At 57.0% G+C, this 18059-nt stretch carries 11 protein-coding genes; 4 read left to right on the forward strand and 7 right to left on the reverse strand.

Annotation, left to right across the window (positions count from 1 at the left end; genetic code table 11):
- Positions 1–85: 85 nt before the first annotated feature.
- The 4 genes from DNI29_RS05970 to DNI29_RS05985 all read left to right on the forward strand — a co-directional run bounded on the left by DNI29_RS05970 (position 86) and on the right by DNI29_RS05985 (position 8512).
- Positions 86–346: a hypothetical protein gene (locus DNI29_RS05970; RefSeq protein ID WP_110977118.1), complete on the forward strand. Its 261-nt coding sequence runs from the start codon at positions 86–88 to the stop codon at positions 344–346.
- A gap of 103 nt (positions 347–449) precedes the next feature.
- Complete coding sequence (locus tag DNI29_RS05975) at positions 450–734, forward strand: DUF983 domain-containing protein (protein WP_110977311.1); 285 nt, start codon at positions 450–452, stop codon at positions 732–734.
- Positions 735–835: 101 nt separating this feature from the next.
- Positions 836–4576, forward strand: coding sequence for a sensor histidine kinase (locus DNI29_RS05980; protein WP_110977119.1), 3741 nt, complete (start codon positions 836–838; stop codon positions 4574–4576).
- A gap of 84 nt (positions 4577–4660) precedes the next feature.
- Entirely contained in the window at positions 4661–8512 is a 3852-nt protein-coding gene (locus tag DNI29_RS05985; protein WP_110977120.1) for a DUF8818 domain-containing protein, read from the forward strand.
- A 39-nt stretch (positions 8513–8551) separates the two neighbouring features.
- Here DNI29_RS05985 and DNI29_RS05990 read toward each other — a convergent pair whose 3' ends face one another.
- The 7 genes from DNI29_RS05990 to DNI29_RS06020 form a co-directional block, all read right to left on the reverse strand.
- The gene (locus DNI29_RS05990) at positions 8552–10309 is read right to left on the reverse strand and encodes a DUF6311 domain-containing protein (RefSeq protein WP_110977121.1); all 1758 of its coding nucleotides are present in this window, start codon (positions 10307–10309) and stop codon (positions 8552–8554) included.
- 45 nt (positions 10310–10354) lie between these two features.
- Positions 10355–12472, reverse strand: a complete 2118-nt coding sequence (locus DNI29_RS05995; protein WP_110977122.1) for a beta-N-acetylhexosaminidase — start codon at positions 12470–12472, stop codon at positions 10355–10357.
- 219 nt (positions 12473–12691) lie between these two features.
- Positions 12692–14047, reverse strand: coding sequence for a DUF58 domain-containing protein (locus DNI29_RS06000; RefSeq protein ID WP_110977123.1), 1356 nt, complete (start codon positions 14045–14047; stop codon positions 12692–12694).
- A complete protein-coding gene (gene ybiA / locus DNI29_RS06005) occupies positions 14044–14598 on the reverse strand; it encodes a riboflavin biosynthesis intermediates N-glycosidase (RefSeq protein ID WP_110977124.1) in 555 nt (184 codons plus the stop codon). Before ybiA ends, DNI29_RS06000 begins: the two co-directional genes overlap by 4 nt.
- Entirely contained in the window at positions 14599–15639 is a 1041-nt protein-coding gene (locus tag DNI29_RS06010; RefSeq protein WP_238388013.1) for an AAA family ATPase, read from the reverse strand.
- Between the two features lie 149 nt (positions 15640–15788).
- Positions 15789–17270: a DUF4350 domain-containing protein gene (locus DNI29_RS06015; RefSeq protein WP_110977125.1), complete on the reverse strand. Its 1482-nt coding sequence runs from the start codon at positions 17268–17270 to the stop codon at positions 15789–15791.
- Positions 17271–17282: 12 nt separating this feature from the next.
- The gene (locus DNI29_RS06020) at positions 17283–18014 is read right to left on the reverse strand and encodes a DUF4129 domain-containing protein (RefSeq protein WP_110977126.1); all 732 of its coding nucleotides are present in this window, start codon (positions 18012–18014) and stop codon (positions 17283–17285) included.
- Positions 18015–18059 lie beyond the last annotated feature (45 nt).

An 18059-nucleotide genomic window follows, 5' to 3' on the forward strand; every position in this document is an offset into this window, starting at 1 on the left:
AATAGAGTACACGGATTAAGACTTTGCACAACCGAACTATGGTAGTACCTAGGGGGTTACTCTTACAACGAAATCAAGCAATGTCATGAAAAAGATACTGTTAAACGGGCTGTTCGTCGTGTTTTTGGGGGTAGTGCTGAGTGCGCTGCCACTTAGCGTGCAGGCGCAGTGCACTATGTGTAAAACCCAAGTAGAAGCTTCGCGCCAGGAGAAAGACGGTTACGATACAACTGGCCTTAACAAAGGAATCCTGTATCTGATGACGATTCCCTACGTATTGATTGGGACCGTGGGGTACTTCTGGTACCGGCACAGCCAGCAAAAGAAGAAAAACGCGCATGGCTAACACTAGCTCCTCCCTGGTAGGTATCCTCCAGCAACGCTGTCCTCGCTGCCATCAAGGGCCTTTGTTCACGCATTCGGCCCTGAACTTGGCACGGTTCACAGAAATGCCAGAAGCCTGCCCGGTGTGCGGGCAGGCTTATGAGCCGGAGCCGGGGTTCTACTGGGGGGCTATGTACATTAGCTTTGCTTTCTCAACAGGAATTATGCTGGTAGTGGGCTTTGCAGTTTACTACCTCCTAAATGACCCTGATACTTGGGTGTACATCACAGCGGTGGCTATTTTTGCGCTGCTTCTGACTCCGCTCAGCTTGCGTTACTCGCGTACTCTCATGCTCTACTTATTTGGTGGCATCCGCTACGATGCCCGATATGCAGCTAGCCGCCGCTGAGTTGCGGTGCAATAGTATAGGTTAGGAAATGCCGCCGCAGGGCGGCATTTTTGTTTGGTATCAAGGTTGCACTGTTCAGATTCCACCATTTCTATTCCCCTTTGAAGTTCTTCCGCTTTCCCCCGGCCTGGTTGCTTACGCTGGCGCTCCTGTGCTTTGGGGCTGCCTACCTCAGCAACCTTTACAGCCAAAACCCGGAGGTAGTACTGCGGGCATCGGCCACCCGGCTACAAGAACTGCTGATGGAAGCGGAATTGGCAGGCGAGCGGGAATCGACGGATGTGTTGCAACGGCTGGCTACTCGCCGGGTAAGTTTTCAAAGTCTTACCAGCCACACCACCTATCCTACCTTCATTTTCCGGGGCGACCAGTTGGCTTACTGGTCGGACCACAGCGTGCGGCCCGATGTGGAACAGGTGGCTCAGCGCTACCACGAGCGGCTGCTGGAAACCCGCTTTGGCAAGTTTCTGGTGTTGCGCCACACCGAAGGGCCCTATACCGTACTGACGTACATTCCGCTGGAAATCCAGTATGGTATCAGCAACCGCTACCTGCGTGAGGGTAATGGACAGGGCATTTTCCAGGGCCAGAATGTTCGGCTGATTGTAGAGAAGGGTACTTCTACCCGGCCACGACTTGTCTCGAACGAAGGCAATTACCTCTTCTCCATTGAAAGCCTGCAGGCCGACCCAATTACTGGCAAGTACCTGCCCTTGTTGCTGCTGCTGCTGGGGGTAGGGGCTTACATTGGAGCCTGGACCTATGTGGCCCGGCAGCAGTTTGCCGCAGGCAAAGCCTGGGCGGGAGCATTAGCGGTAGTGATGCCTCTGGTAGGGTTACGGGCTGTTATGCTCTACTTCGGGCTGCCCTTTTCCTTTCTGGAAGTGCGGCTGTTTGACCCCCGGGTGTACGCGGCTTCCTGGATTTCGCCTTCCCTTGGCGACTTGCTGCTTAACGCGGGCATCTTTGTGGTAGCCTCCTACTATGTACTACTACTATTCCGGCGCTACGGCATTATGCGCTTTACCCAACGGGTGCGCCACCTACCACAGCGCGTGCTACTTGGTTCAGTAACTGTGCTGACTTTTTACGGACTGCTGGAACTGCTCTTCGACTTTTATACCAGTAGCTTCAGCAACTCCCAACTCATCCTTGATATTACCCAGGATATTCAGGTAAGTATTTTCAAGGTGCTGCTAGTGGTGGCTATAGTGCTACATACGGGTAGCTATCTTGTGGGCTTCTACCTATTGTCGCAGCTCTTTACAGGCATTGTCCGGCCATCTAGCCGTAATGCTGGCTTGCTGCTGCTGCTAGTAAGTGCGGTAATGTTTTTGAGCCTGGGTCTGGTAGCAGGGCAGGTGCATGCTACTATTCTGGGTATTACGCTGCTGTTCTTTTTTGTCCTGCGTCTTACGGGCCTGAAGTCGGCAGGGGTAGTACTGCCGTATCAGGTGTACCTGTTTATTTTCCTGATGCTAGGCGTAAGCTCCGCGGTGGGCAGCCTTGCGCTGTACGAGCATTTTAACCGGCAACTCCAGATAAATAAGCAAAATCTAGCCAGTAATCTGTTGACCGATAACGACCTGCAAGGAGAATACCTGCTGGTAGAGCGGGGGCAGGAAATGGCTCAGGACGCAGTGTTGCAAAATATGCTGGCTAGCCCGTTTGTCAATCTAGATCTGATTCGGCAAAAGGTGGTTAAGTACTACCTGCGTAATTACTTTGATAAGTATGCGGTTAGGGTAATTGTCTTTAACCCTGCCGGGCGGGGCGTAGCGGTAGGCGGCAGCTTAGCGCAGACCCGTGAGTTCTTACTGGAAAATGCTACCCCTACCGATCATCCTAACATCTACCTGATTCGGGATGGAGGCGGGCAGTTCAACTCGCGCCGCTACGTTGCCTTCTTCTCAGTGCCTACCCCCAACCAAGAGGTAGAAGAGGGGCCAAGTACCATTGTGCTAGAGCTCACCCTGAAAAAGCTAACGGCAAACAGTGTAGTGCCTGAACTGCTGGTGGACCAGAAGTTTTTTCAGCCCCGCCTGGGTACTGAGCTAAGCTACGGAGGCTATCAGAAGCAGCAACTCATATACAGTGAGGGCGATTTTGACTATGTAAACCGGTTTCCAGAGGGATTTTTCCGAGATAAGCGGCTATACACTACCGGGGTGGCTGTGGAAGGATACCACCACTTGGCGGTTCGGGCAAATGACCGCTCCGGGCGCATGATTGTCGTGACGACGGCTACCTACTCCTTCTCCGACTGGCTGGCCAACTTCTCGTTCTTATTCCTGGCTCATAGCTTCTGCTGGCTCCTGCTGATGGGTACTTTCCTACTAGCCAGAGGACAGTATCGGGAGCTGTTGCGCACGAACTTCGGAACCAAAATTCAGCTTTTCCTCAACTTCGGCATTCTGGTGCCCCTAATTGTGGTGAGCGTAGCCATTGCCAGTCAGGTTACCAACTCCTACAAGCATGATCTGTTGCGCACTTATCAGCGCCGCGGGCAGGCCGTGCAGGAAAACCTGCTCAAGAACCGCGACCTGCTGACGGACCCCGGCAACCGCGCCTACCTCGTCGATTTGGCAGAGAACGTGGCTGCTCTCACGGAAACCGACCTGAACCTGTATGATGCCCACGGCGAGCTGCTGGTCAGCAGTCAGCCGCTCATTTTTGAGGCGAGTGTGCTAAGCTCGCTGATGAACCCACAGGCCGTATCAGCACTAACCGAAGACGGGCAGCCAAGGGTGCTACTTACGGAGCGCGCCGGTACATTGTCGTTCAACGCCCTGTACCTACCCTTGCGAGCGGGGTCCGTGCAGGCCGGGCGGCCGGGGGCAGTACTCGGGTACGTGGGCATTCCGTTCTTCGACTCAGAGAAAGACCTGGATAACAAGCTTACCGAGCTGGTATCTACCCTGTTGAACATCTTCACCGTGATGTTCATCCTGTTTTTGATGCTGGCTTTTCTAGCCTCGCGAATTCTGACCCAACCCCTGAAAATTATCACCGAAAAGCTGAAGCACACGACCCTCACGGGCCAAAACGAGATGCTAGCTTACGAGTCTGAAGATGAGATTGGGCTGTTGGTGCGCGAGTACAACCAGATGCTGCTGAAGCTAGAAGAAAGCAAGCAAGAGCTGGCTACCCAGGAAAAAGAAGCCGCGTGGCGCGAAATGGCCCGGCAGGTAGCCCATGAAATCAAAAACCCGCTTACACCCATGAAGTTGAGCCTGCAGTTTCTGCAGCGCGCCATCCAGGATAAGCGGCCCAACCTCGATGAGCTGATGAACAAGGTTTCGCAGACGCTCATCACTCAGATTGACGTGCTGACGGATATTGCTACCTCATTCAGCAACTTTACCAACCTGCCTGCCATGCGCCCTGAGCGCCTCGATGTGGCGCCGGTGCTGAGGCGGTGCGTAGGCTTGCACCAGGGCGGAGCCAGTGGGGCGGGCATCCGACTGGTGCTGCCCGACGATGCTGACGACGGCCGCTACGTGGTGTTTGCTGATGAAAGCCTGCTGGTCCGGACCTTCAATAACTTACTCATCAACGCCCTGCAGGCTATTCCGCCCGGCAGAAAGCCGGAGGTGGAAGCCCGGTTGGAGGCCCAGCCTGACAACCGTATCCGCATCTGCATTCAGGACAACGGTACCGGCATTCCGGTGGATGTACGCGACAAGGTGTTCGTGCCAAACTTTACGACCAAGGAAAAAGGCTCGGGCATTGGGCTGGCCGTAGCCCGGCGCGGCATTGAGAGTGCCGGGGGGCGCATCTGGTTTGAAACGGACGAAGACAAAGGCACGTCATTCTGCATTGAGCTGCCCTTGGCAGGGTAGGGATTCAGGCTCGACAAGTGGCACGAATTCTGGGGCCTTTGGCGTTATGGTGGCCGTAGCTTTCCGGCCTCGTATTTTTACTGAATGATCAGCAGCTCTACGCCTTTCCTTCTGCGCTTGTGCGGGCTGCTGATGGTGCTGTTCCTGAGCTGGAAAAGCCAAACAGCACAAGCCCAGCAGCGCCCCGAGATGCCACCCAGCACCCGCCGCTGCGTATGGGTGCGCTGGGCCCCGAACCGGGATACTCTGGTGTTTCGCCTTCGCGATTCGCTGACCATTGTTCCTACCTCCGTTAGTGCGCCGGGTCACTCGTTGGCGTATGATGCCCGAACCGACCAGTACCAGCTGGTGCGGCCCAGCACGCGCTTCCCCGCGCCGGAGCCTGGCCGCCCTGATATTGTGCTGCCCGCCGGGGCCGATTCCGTGTTGGTGTGCTACCGGGTGCTGCCGGTACAGCTGGCTGCGGCGCGCTACCTGCGGCCCCAGCGCTTGATGGATAGCCTGGAGTTCTGGCGTCGCCCGTCCATGATAGGGGTAGAAGACTTCATGGTGAAAGAGCAGATTCTGAAAACGCCGGGCATCAATAAAACCGGTAATCTTTCGCGGGGTGTTTCCTTCGGTAACGCGCAGAACGTCTTTGTCAACTCCTCGCTGAACCTGCAGCTGGAAGGCAAACTCACCGACCAAATTACCCTAACGGCGGCCATTTCGGACCAGAATGTGCCATTTCAGCCCGAGGGCAATACGCAGCAGCTCCAGGAGTTCGACCGAATTTATATCACCCTGACCCACCCCCGCTGGAACCTGACAGCCGGCGACGTGGTGCTGCGCAACAAGCCCGATTACTTTCTTCGCTTCTACAAGAACATCCAGGGCGGGGCGCTGGAAACCAACTTCGGGCAGTTGCCGGTTGGTGGCTTTGGCGGGGGTAGCGGGCCGGGCGTCAGCAACCCCCAGCTGTTTCAGTACCCCAACGCGGCCGGAACCAGCACGGGTACCTTCGTGACGGTGCCGCCTACCGTGCCACCACCCGCTGGCTCGGGCGCCACTCAGAATGGCACTAACCTCTCACCCGGCAGCCCCAACAATATTACCCCGAACGGGGTAGGGCCCAACGGTGTCAGTCAAACCGTCACCACGGCCACGGGCGGTCCGCGCCGAAGCGGGCTGCTTTCCTTTAAGCCGGGTGAAGCGTTTGCCACTACCTCCGTGGCGGCCGGGGTAGCCAAGGGCAAGTTTGCTAGCATCGATATTTCTCCGCTCGAAAACGTGCAGGGCCCTTACCGCCTGCGCGGGCTGAATGGAGAGCAGTTTATTATCATATTAGCTAACTCCGAGCGGGTATACTTAGATGGGCGCTTGCTGGTGCGGGGCTTCGATTTCGACTACGTTATCGACTATAACCAGGCGGAGGTAACGTTTTCGCCGCGCCACCTGATTACCCGCAATTCCCGCATCAAGGTTGATTTCGAGTATTCCGATTTCAACTATTCCCGCTCCTTGCTGCAGGCCAGCCACTACCAGCAGCTGGGCCGCCTGCAGGTACACGCCAACTTCTACCGCGAAGCCGACAACCCCGACAACTCCCCGAATCTGAGCCTCAAGGATTCAGAGAAAAACGTACTGCGCTCCATCGGCGACAATGTAAGCCAGGCCGTTGTGTCGGGGGTAGATACTGTGGTGTACGACCGGAAGCAGGTACAGTACCGGGAGGAAACTCAGCTTGACCCCGCCACGCAGCAGCAGGTAGCCGTGTACGTGTATCCGCCCCTGGATACTACCCAGGCCGTGTATAACGTGCGCTTTACCAACGTAGGGGCCGGGCAGGGCCGCTACAACCTGAGCACCACCCCTGAAGATGCCCTCGCCAACGGCCGCGTATATAAGTTTGTGGGCACTGGCCTGGGCTCCTACGAGCCCGTGCGGGTGCTGCCTACCCCCCTGCAAAAGCAACTCATGACGGTAGGCACCAGCTACCAGCTGGATTCGACGGCTACAGTGTTTGTTGATTTGGCTGCGTCGGATTTGGATGTAAACCGGTTTTCGCCGGAGTCGGCGCAGGGGCGGGCCATGCGCGTGGGCTACGTGGTACAGGATCGGCCCGTGCGCCTACCTGGTCTGCAGGGCTATAAGCTGCGCAGCACCCTCGACTACGAATACACCAGCCGCCGTTTCGCCCCTATCGACCGGTACCGGGATATTGAGTTTGACCGCAACTGGAGTACCTCGAACACGCTCATCACCAACAACCAGCAGCCGCGCGAAGACAACATCCTCAACGCTTCAGTGGGGGTAGTAAAAGATGCAGACAATGCCATTGGGTACCGCCTGAGCCGGCGCTACCGGGCCGGAGAAGTAAGCGGAGTGCAGCACTGGATTGATGTAGCCCGGCAGGTAGGGCCAGTGCAGGTGCGAGGCAACCTGTTTGTGCTGAACGCCGAGGCTGGCCGGCGCCAGTCGCGGTGGGCGCGGGGCGAGGCAACGGCCCGTTACGTGACGGGGCCAGTGGTGCCCGGCTACGCCTACCGCTTCGATAAAAACCGGGTAGCCAAGGCGAACGGTGACTCCCTAACGTCGGCTAATTACTTCGATGAGCACGCCCTGTTCCTGCAAAGCCGCGACTCTGCCCGCACCCGCTTCCGCCTCGACTACAGCTACCGCCGCGACCAAACCCCGAACCTAGAGCAAACCAAGCTGCAGGAGCGGGGCCGCGCTCAAACTTGGCAGGGCACCCTTACTTCCCGCCTCGGCGCCACGCAAGACCTAGCTATTCTGGCTACTTACCGCGACCTAGCCGCCCGCGACTCAGCCCGGCAGCGCACCGTGCTGGGGAAGCTCGACTGGAATGCCAGCTTCTTTGATAACCTGTTGCGCTCTGAGCTCAGTTACGCCGTGGCTACCGGGCGGGAGCTGAAGCGCGACTACACCTTCCTGCCGGTGCCCAACGGCCAAGGCACTCACTACTACGGCGGCGACGCCAACAACAACAACCGCCAGGATAAGGACGAGTTTTTCGAGGCCCAGACCTCGGACGCTCAGTATCGCACCCACATCAAAGTCTTTCTGCCCACCGACGACTATATTCCAGCTTTCACCAACCGCTTCAGCTACCGGCTTACCACCAACGCCCCGCGCGGGTGGCGCGAACTGCCGGGACTGCGCGGCTTTATCGGACGCTTTTCGGCCCTGAGCACGGTAACACTTGACCGCCGCACCACCGAGAACACACTGTCGTCGCGGCTGAACCCCTTTGCTTTCCAGACGGCTGATTCCTTGCTACTGAGCCTGAATAAGCTGCTGCGCAATACGCTCTACTTCAACCGGTCTAATCCCATCTTTGGGGCCGAGTTTACGGTGCAACAAACCCAGCAGAAAGTACTGCTGACTCAGGGCTCTGACACGCGCAACCTGGCCAGCCAAAGCGTGCTGCTGCGCCGGACGCTGGCCCAGTCATTCACGGGCCGCTTCACGGCTACCCGCAGTATCCGCGAGAATCTTTCGAATTACCTGGTAACGCGTAATTTCCGGGTACTGCAGTATGAGCTGGCCCCCGAGATTAGCTATCAGCCCACCAACGTGCTGCGCCTCACCGGTACCTACCTGCGCACTACCAAGCAAAACACCGCTGGTCCCGACGAGGATGCGGAAGGCTCTTTCGATGAGTTAGGGGTAGAAACCCGCATCAGCCAAGTGGGCAAGCGCACTCTATCGGCTACTACCCGCTACGTGCGCGTCACTTTCGAGGGCGACCAGGGCTCTTTGGTCGGGCTGGAAATCCTAAATGCCCTGCGCCCCGGCAGCAACTTCACCTGGAACCTGAACCTGGAGCAGCGCCTCAGCAACGGCCTCAACGTAACGTTGGCCTACGACGGCCGCAAAGCCAACGGCCTCAACGCCGTGCATACCGGCCGCATGCAGGTATCGGTGCTGTTTTAGTGAGGCGCAAGTAGGATATGCACAGCGTTGAGATCAGTTTTAAAACTTGTCAGGTTGAGAAGTAGGCTTCAGTAGTACTTGTTGACCTATTACCTGCTCGGTGAACCCGTAAGGTTGCAGCAATTCTCTCAAGTAGAAACGGATAGGCTGGTGAGCATAACTAGAGTCAATAACAAACGCTGCCGGCCGATACTGTCGCAGGAAATTCTCTATTTGCTGATTTGTTAACTGTGGAGTGTCATGTATAGCCGCCGAATCAGTTTGAATTTTGAGGAGAGCATGCAAGACTGGTTGCTGCTCAAAAGAGGCAAATAACGCTGGTGAAACCCGCGACAGATAGCCGCCCGGTAGTTTCTTGCGGTGACGGGTTTGGTAATACAACTGCTCAGTTGACATTTCCCCCGTGTGAGTGTTACCATCCATAACGCCCATTGGAATAGGAATGAGAGTGGTACCTGGTAGAGCCGCGATTTGGCCATAAAGTGCCGGAATGTCGGTGGCGGCAGTCTGTTGGTAAGATTTGGGCCAGAATTCAAACACAATGGCTACCCCTAGCAATAGAGTGAACACATGCCTTGAGGCTGGTTTTGCTTGCTGCCAGGCGGCTTCCAGCGCACTAAAAGAGATGATGGGTAGCAAGAGCCCAACCATCATAATCCACCGGGTAGGACAGCGGATGTTGTTAAAAAACGGAATAAAATGCAGAATAGAGGTAGGTAGGTTTAGGTAGTTGTGTCCGTGGATGCGGAAGGTGGGTACAGTAAATAGCAGAAACAAAACAACCACCCAAATCAGCGGACGTCCCGCCGCATCCTGTGCTCGCAATGAGCGGAGGCGGTAGGACCATATCCATAGGAATAGCGTTAAAGCAGGCAGCGTATAACCAATGAAAACCGTGTTTTCTATGGAGCCAGGCATATTGAATATGCTTGGATCATGGTAGAGACGGTCAGCCCAATCGAAGTAGAGCCAGCGGCTGGTGGCAGGAGGCATCAGGTAAGCTAACAGGTCACCGCCCCACCAACTGCCAGTTTCGTGTAGCCCAGCTAAGCGCATCAGCCGAATAATAATATGGCTAATGATCAGCAGCACTGCCAAGCCGGCCCACGTTCGCCAGTGGCGCCAGTTTAATCGTCCAATTCGAAGCCAGTACCAGCTTGCGTAGAGCAGAGAGAAATAAATAAGACTAAATAGGGCGTAGTAGTCGCTCAGCAGAGTAATAAAAGCCAGCGCTATACACCATGCTATAGCTTTTTTGCTTTTAATCTTGGGTAGAAACTGACCTTCTTGAAACTCGAATGCCCGCAGAAAAGCTAGGACATAAAAAGGCACGGTAGCGGTGAGCACTAAATTGTAATGCTCTGGAAGCCGTTGAAGCTTGTAAGGTGAGTACGCGAAAATAAAGCCAGCTAACAGCTGCAACGCCGGATTACTAATCCAACGCTTCGCTAATTGATAAGCCCCCAAACCTGAGAGGGCAAAGCTGGCGAGTAGAGCAAGGTTAATTGCCAATACTTCGTCACCCAGCATCACTGCTATAGCTCCCACAATTGGAATGTAGGCATGCATGATGAGTGAGGAGCCAGTGGGGTAAAACATCCAATCAGTAACGAATGGATTGACCCCAGCTATTACTGCTTCCCGAAAGTGCCAGACATTCCAGTAAAACTGGTAAGTGTCATGCCCCGGCACAGCCAAAAAAGAAGTAGAAAAATTGGCCGCGAGCGGCCATGTAAAAACAAAAAAGACGAAACTGTAGATTAGAAAAGGAATTCCTAACCGGTAAACATGCTTCATAAACAGTAAAGGTGAAACAGCAAGCTGTCAGCTAAGTCAAAATTACTACTTCGCCTCTACAAGGCGCCGGATAGCTTGCACCACGGCCAGTTCGGTTTGGCCGGCCGGGGCTTTGGCGGCATCGAGCTGCTTGAGGGCATTGGCTTGCCAGGCGGGGGTAGGGGCCTGGCCTTTCTCTAGCAGCCGGAGGCGTTCCAGGCCCAAGGTGGCCACAGCTTTCAGTTGGGTAGAAAGGGGGGCGTATTCCTGGAGGCTGGGATTTTGCTTGAGAATGGGTTGCACCAGCGCATCATTAGCCTGCCAGTATTCTAGCTCATTGGTGAGGTAAGCCACCAGCGCCTTGCCCGGTTGGCCCTGAAGGCCAGCGGCACCCTGGCCCTGCGCGGTGCGGCGGTAAGCCAGCAAGCCATCCACGGCCACGCTAAATTCCCGCGCCTCTTCCGACTCAGCCGGGGCAGCATCTACCAGGCGGTTGAGTGGGGTTTGAGTAGTGTACTTGAAGCCCTGGAAGTGACGCTTGTATTCTTCTACGGGTTCCAACATGTTAGCTAGCGTACGCAACGGGGCAACTGCTGTCTGTCGGCCGCCGGCCAGTTGAGTTAGGAGCTGCTCTGGTGCAGAGCGATGGCGCAGGCCTAGCGTTTCCAGCTGCTTGCTGACCAAGGCCAGACGGCGGTACATGTCGGGCACGTCGCGAACGGTGCTGGCGCTCCAGAGGCGCTCGGCTACGGCGGCGGCGCGGGGCCAGATGCGCGAGTCCACGATGAGGGAATCGGCAAACTCGCTCCACATAGTAGCTTCTCCACCCAGAATTAGTTTCTGTTGCTCCGGGGTTAGGGGCGCATCCTGGGGTAGGGGGTCGGAGGCGTAGTGCGAGGCAGCGGTAAGGTTGAGGTCGATGTAGTAGCCGTTGGACAACAGGGTAGCATGGCCGGCCTTGGCCGCATCGTAGAGACCTTTTTTGCCGCGCCAGCTCTGGATAACGGCATCCTTGGGCAAATCAGGACCTAGAATCTCGTCCCAGCCAACCATCTTCTTCTGATAGCGCGTCAGCATCTGCAGCACCCGACGGCTAAAGTAGGTTTGCAGCGCGTGCTTATCGGGCTGGCCCTTGGCATCTACGAAACCCTTCTGCTTCATGAACGCCACAATGCGCGGGTTACGCTTCCACTGACGGCCATCGTTTTCATCACCGCCAATGTGAAAATAGGGGTCCGGAAACAGGCGCGTCATTTCGCTGAGCAACGAATCAATCAGCGAGTAGGTGGTTTCCTTGGTGGGGTCCATGGCGATGTTGAGTACGCCCCACTTGCGCGCTACACCATAAACGGAGTCATTGGAGGCCAGGCGGGGGTAGGCAGCCAGCCAGGCGGTGGCATGGCCAGGCATATCTAATTCCGGTATAACCCTAATGCCCCGCTGGGCCGCGTAGCGAATTACTTCGCGCACCTGCTGCTGGGTGTAGAACTGGCCTTCGCCCCCAACAGTGTGCAGGCGCGGGAATAGCTTGCTTTCTACACGGAAGCCCTGGTCGTCGGCGAGGTGCCAGTGCATAACGTTGAACTTGGTAGCCCACATGCCATCCAGGTTGCGCTTTATCACCGATACGGGCATGAAGTGCCGGGCTGGGTCTAGTAGCAGCCCGCGCCACGGAAAGCGGGGGGCATCGGCTACGTCAACTTCCGGCAGCCAAACCGTCTTTTTCTCCGTGGTAGCTAGCTGGCGCAGCGTTGCCAGTCCGCGCAGAATGCCCAAGTGGGTGGGTGCATTCAGGGCCACGCCCATGGGCGTCACGCGCAGGGTGTACGACTCATCCTCGCCCAGCATTAGCAAATTTCCCGGCCGGCCATACTGCAGCACGATGCTGGCCGTGGGCATGGGCGAAGTTTGCTTGCGTGAGGGGCCTACCCCCGTCCGGCCGGGCAACAGGGCTGGCAGTACCAACCGCTCTACCGCCTGCGCCACCGCTGAATCGGCTGCCTGGCTGGCCGCGGTTTGGGTGGGCGTAAACACCTGCCACGACAGATCAGGCTTGACGGTGAAGCGGCTTTGGCCCCAGGTTGTTTGGGTAGGTACGGGCAGCAGGGTGCGGGTGTCAGGCGTCTGGGCAGAGAGTGTGCCGGCCAACGCCAGCAACACAAGAAACAGGAAGGAGCGCATCATTGGGAATGAAGTAGGCAGAGAAGCGAAGGTAGCAAGCCCCGCGCCAGAAGTGCATGGTTGGGCTGCCGCGCAAGGTGGTACACCAGCCAATCAGGCCAGTTGCTACCCCCTCAAAACGCGTAAACCCCTGCTATTGGAGAGTAGCAGGGGTTTGAATCTGTCAGGTATCAGGAATGGAAAGATGCCGCCGATGGGCTTCTCTGTCGCAACCAGCGGCGCTTATATTAGGCCGCGTGCCTTGAACTCCAGATACTTGTTGATGGTGTTTACCGTCAGGTTTTGGGGAGCGGTAAGCAGGGCGTGGATGCCGTAGCGGTTCAGCTCCCGCACAATCTGCCGTTTTTCCTGGGTAAATTTCTCCGCTACGGTTTGGTTGTACACATCCTGAGTTGAGTCGGCGGGCCCATCGAGGTAGGTGCGCAGCTCGGTATTTTCGAAGAACACTACCAGCAGCAGGTGGTCTTTGGCCATCCGGCGCAGGTAAGGCAACTGGCGCTGCATGCCGTACAGCGTCTCGAAGTTGGTAAACAGAATCAGCAGGCTCCGCTGCCGGATGTTGGAGCGGACGGAAATGTAGAGCCGTTCGTAATCGGTTTCCAGGTATTTGGTTTTCTGGCGGTAAAGCACCTCCAGCAGCCGGCGCAAATGGCCGCTGCGGCGGTCAGCGGGCACGATGGCGCCGGGCTGGTGGGAAAAGGTGAGCAGGCCAGCCTTGTCGTGCTTGAGTAAGGCAATATTACTGACGACGAGGGTAGCATTAATAGCGTAATCCAGCAGGCTCAGCCCTTCGAACGGCATGCGCATCACCCGCCCTTTGTCAAGGAGGCAGTACACCTGTTGGGCGCGCTCATCCTGATAGTGATTGACAACCAGGGCGTCGGCGGCTTCCGGGGTAGTGGCACGGCGGGCAGTGGCTTTCCAGTTGATGGCGCGCGGGTCGTCGCCGGGCACGTAGGGCCGGATCTGCTCGAACTCCATGCTGTGCCCTACCCGCCGGATGCGCTTTACTCCGGCTTCGGTGAGGCGGTTATGAATGGCCAGCAGCTCATACTGCCGCATCTGCAGAAACGAGGGATACACGGGTACTACTCGGCTTTCATCAAACCGGAACCGCCGCCGTACGAGCCCCAGAGGCGAGGTGACGTACACATTCACGGCCCCGAACTCGTACTCGCCGCGCTTGGTAGGGCGCAGTTGGTAGCGAATTACACTCGTTTCACCGGGCTTGATGGCCGCCCGAAACAGCACGTCGCGGCGCTGAAACTGGTGCGGAATCTCGTCAATGGTTTCCGTGCTGATGGGGAAGCGGTAGTGGTTTTCGACGTAGATGGCAATGTCGTTGTCGGAGCCGTTGGCCAACTTGTCGCCCAGCACCCGCCGCCCGAACACGCTGCCTACCCCTTCCCGCGCCGGAGCATAGAGCAGCACTGTGTCCAGCCCCGCAAGGACTACCAGTAGCCCCAGGGCCAACTGCACCGGGGCCAGCCAACCGGGTAGGAAAAAGGCTACCACCAGCCCTACCAGTAAGGCCACCACAACCAGGAAAAAGCGGCGCGTGAGAAAGAAGGATTTCATAAGAGGCTAGCTAATTCATCCCTTACTTCCATAAGCGCAAAGCCCAGTAGGTTCTCTCCCTGCCATTTGGCTGGGTTTTCTGCTTCCGGATGGTCGGAGGCCAAGCCAATACCCCAGATAGCATCTACTGGGCTGGCTTCAACCAGTATCCGGTCCTTGGTGGAAAGGAGAAAGTCAGCCAACGGCTGATTTTGGCCGAACTTATGTCGGTTACCTACTACCACAATGGAGTATTTATGCTCATCCCAAAGTGCTGGCACAAACCCTTTTATCTCCCTACCTAACTTTTTAGCCTCAGCCGGGCTATTTGCCGCTAAAATTCTTGTTAGCATGTGCTCATCGGCAAACAGCCGGGCTTTTTCCGCCATCATCCAATGTTCGGCCGAATGATAGGTGCAGCCATCAACTACAAAATCGGATAGCCACCATTGGCTAAAACAGGTTTTGGTAATCTGCCCGCCTTTGGCTGGTTGGTGCCCCCAAAAGAGTAAGTACTTGATTCGTTGGCCTTGGGCCAGCTGTTCCAGGAGCCAGGGAATAGAGTAGCGCATTTACCGAGGCACCTCAATCTGCTGCAGAATCTGCTTTACTACGTCGTCGGGGGTGCCGCCTTCCATTTCGCGCTCCGGCGTGAGTTGGATGCGGTGGCGCAACACCATTGGGGCTAGGTACTGCACATCTTCGGGCGTCACGAAGTCGCGCCCGCGGAGGGCGGCCAGGGCTTTGGCGCCGTTGAGTAAGGCCAAAGAAGCCCGCGGTGAAGCCCCAAGGTATAGGCCCTTGTGGGCGCGCGTCTGGCCAACGAGGCGGGCAATGTACTCCAGCAGCTTGGGCTCTACGTGCTGTCGGCGCACCTGCTCCCGCAGCTTCTGCAGGTCCTCGGCCGAAACTACTGCGCGCACCGCATCCAGGGGTGTGCCGCCGAAGCCCGCGTGGTGGCCCTGCAGAATAGCAACTTCCTCTTCCACGGTGGGGTAGCCCACGTTCAGCTTAAACAGGAAACGGTCAAGTTGTGCTTCGGGCAGGCGGTAGGTGCCTTCCTGCTCCACCGGGTTTTGCGTAGCCAGGACGATGAAGGGCGTTGGCATGGGGTAGCGCGTACCATCCTGGGTTACCTGCCGCTCTTCCATCACCTCAAACAGCGCCGACTGTGTTTTGGCCGGAGCGCGGTTGATTTCGTCGATGAGGATGATGCTGGCGAAGATAGGACCGGGCCGGAACTCAAACTCCGATTTGTTAGGCCGAAAAACCGACGTGCCCAGCACATCAGAAGGCATCAGGTCGGGGGTGAACTGCAGGCGGCTAAAAGGCACGCTCAGGGTGCGGGCCAGGAGCTTGGCGGTAAGGGTTTTTGCTACCCCCGGTACCCCTTCCAACAGTACGTGTCCATCGGCGAGGAGTGCCGTCAGCAGCAGTTCCGCTAACGCCTGCTGGCCCACAATCACCTTGCTCAATTCCTGCCGAATGGCCTCGGCGTGGCGGCTAAGGTGGCTCAGGTCGGTGCGGGGCGCAAAAGCGGTAGTAGCTGCCGCCGTAGACTCGGTGCTTGGTAGCGGCTCTGCGAATTCGTTGGTGTCTAAATTATTTTCCATCTTTCAGAAGTAACATGCCAAAGAGTGAGATGAGTATATTTTAATTAGTTACCGGGTATATAACGTGAAAAACTTGCATATAAGGCCATAGCGTTGATATTAGAATTGTTATAAATTAATAAAATACCATTTGCAGAATAATACAAAACTCAAGCCGCCTGCTGACGGAATTGGTTGATGGCCTTATTTAGAGCCAGTAGCTCCGCGTCGGAAACCTGAGGGGCAGTCAGCAGAAAGTTCATACGACGCACCAGCGCATCTACATCGGCCCGCGGAATACCGGACTTTTGTGCAAGCCTTTCCCGGGTAGCATCATCGGATAAGTCGAGACCGGGCTCGTGGTAGCGGTTGCGCAGATACTCCTGGAATAGCCCGATTTTCTTTTCAGCAATCAGGGCGTGGTTGGAGCCTTGGCGGTAAAGACCGGCTACAGTGCGGGTGAACAGCAGCGTGGTGTTGGGCAGCGGTTTCAGGACCGGAATAATGCGCTGACGGCGGCGGGCTTCGAACAGCACAAACAACAGGGCAGCAATCAGGGCCAGGTAGAAAGCCGTACGGAGGGCTTCGTGCTCCAGTACCACCCGCAGCAACGACTGCTCCCCACGGCGGCCTTGCTTCAGGTATTCATCCCACCACACTTCGCGGCCGGTAGGCAGGTAGGAAAGAGAGGCAAAGGCAAAATCGCCGGACCGGGGTTGTAGCACAAAGTAGTTGGAGAAAGCCAGCGGCACGGAGCACAAATACAAGTGCCCCCGCCCGTGCGGCACCCGTAGTAGCACCGGACGGCCTTGCTCATCAGCCGCCAGCGCTGTAGCCTTGGCAGCCAGTTCGGCCCGCAGGGTAAACCGGCTGGTAGCGGATAGGGCCGGCATTGCAAACCGATTAGCGCCTACCTGCTGGGCCACGGCCGGGTTGGTGAAATGCAGACGCACTGAATCCTGCTGCCGGCCGGGTTGGCTCTGGTTTAGGATGGAGCTGTCGGAGGAGGTAGCTCCTTTTTTCTGCCATTGTACCGGCGGCATGTAATCCTGGGTCCGGAAGCCGAGGCTATCAGCAAAGTGAGCAGCGAAATGGCTGGCGGCAATAAAGACATCGTTACCCCGCGCCACATGGCGTAGCAACGACTTGCAATCCAGCCGAGTTAGCTCGAAGCTGTTGGCCACAAACAGGTAGGTAGCGGGCCGGTAGCCACCATCAGCCAGACCGGAAGCGTAGTCGGCATCCGACTCATCTGCGTCGTTTGGGGCGCTGGAGGGGGTAGGGGTTTGGGCAATGCTATCAGGTGCTGATGAGGTGGTGGCCCACTGCGCCGTATCGGTAGGAGCGGGCGTTTCGGGAGACGTTACCTCTTCGGCGGTTGTCTCAATTTCTTCCGGCAAATGGGAAGCATTTTCCTCATCAACACCTTCTAACTGGCTGTACACCGGCACCCGCACGGTACGCACCGAGGACTGCTCAACGCCCATTAGGCCCGGCAGCAGGTCATAGAGCACGTAGGTGCCGTAGGGAATCTTGTCGTCGTTTTCGAGGGTAGGGGTCCAGTTGATGGGCTTGGGACGGTAGTATTCCACAGCCACGTAAGCCGCGAACAATGCTGCCAGCCCCACCAGATACCACCGGAAAGTTGTCATAGCAAGGAGAAGTTAGGCAGCGTTTCGGCCAGGAGTGAGGCGGCGCTGGAAATCCAGTCGGGCCGTGCGGGCGCGCTCGTAGTCCGCGGTCGTCAGGTCGTCTTGCTCGCCGTACCACACATACTCGAACTGGCGGGTAAGCTCCCGGAAAGCCTCCGGCAGCGCACCAGCCGGTAATTCATAGAGGTAATCGTGGTTGGTTTTGTCGGGCTGCCACCGGATCAGACCTTTATCAGACAGCTGGCGGAGTACACTCAGGTAGCCCAGGCGCACGGCTAGCCGGTAATTGTGCTGCTGCTCGGCAGAGGCTAGCTCAGCTTCCAGATCGAGGGCATGCAGGTCTTCCACTTCGGTGTCGTAGCTGAGAGCTGTACGGCGCGGAGCCCGCCCGAAAGCACGGGTCAGGTCAACCTGCAGAAATTTGAGCACGGCAAAGCCTAGCGCCAGCACCAAGAAGGCATAGCCCCCGTACTCCCAGGCCACCCGCCCTGTGGGCGTTTCCAACATTTCAGATAGCCAGTGCAGAATGCGGAGCCAGAACCAATCCCAGCCGCTTGGCTCACTTTTCTCCTTCACCTCCACGTACCGAAAGTCGCGCTGTCCGCGCAAGTCGCGCAGGTGGGCTGCTTGGGGGCGGCGCACCCGTACTGCAGGTGTTTGATTTGGGCGGGCAGGCTGGGATAAGGTAGAAGGGGTAGGGGGCGGCTGCACGGCAGCCGGAGCCGCGTGCGTAGCAAGCAGCATGCTAAGTAGCAGTACGCTAACCGAACGAAAAACAGCAGACCAGAG

The organism is Hymenobacter sediminis, assembly GCF_003231285.1.
Lineage (GTDB): Bacteria > Bacteroidota > Bacteroidia > Cytophagales > Hymenobacteraceae > Hymenobacter > Hymenobacter sediminis.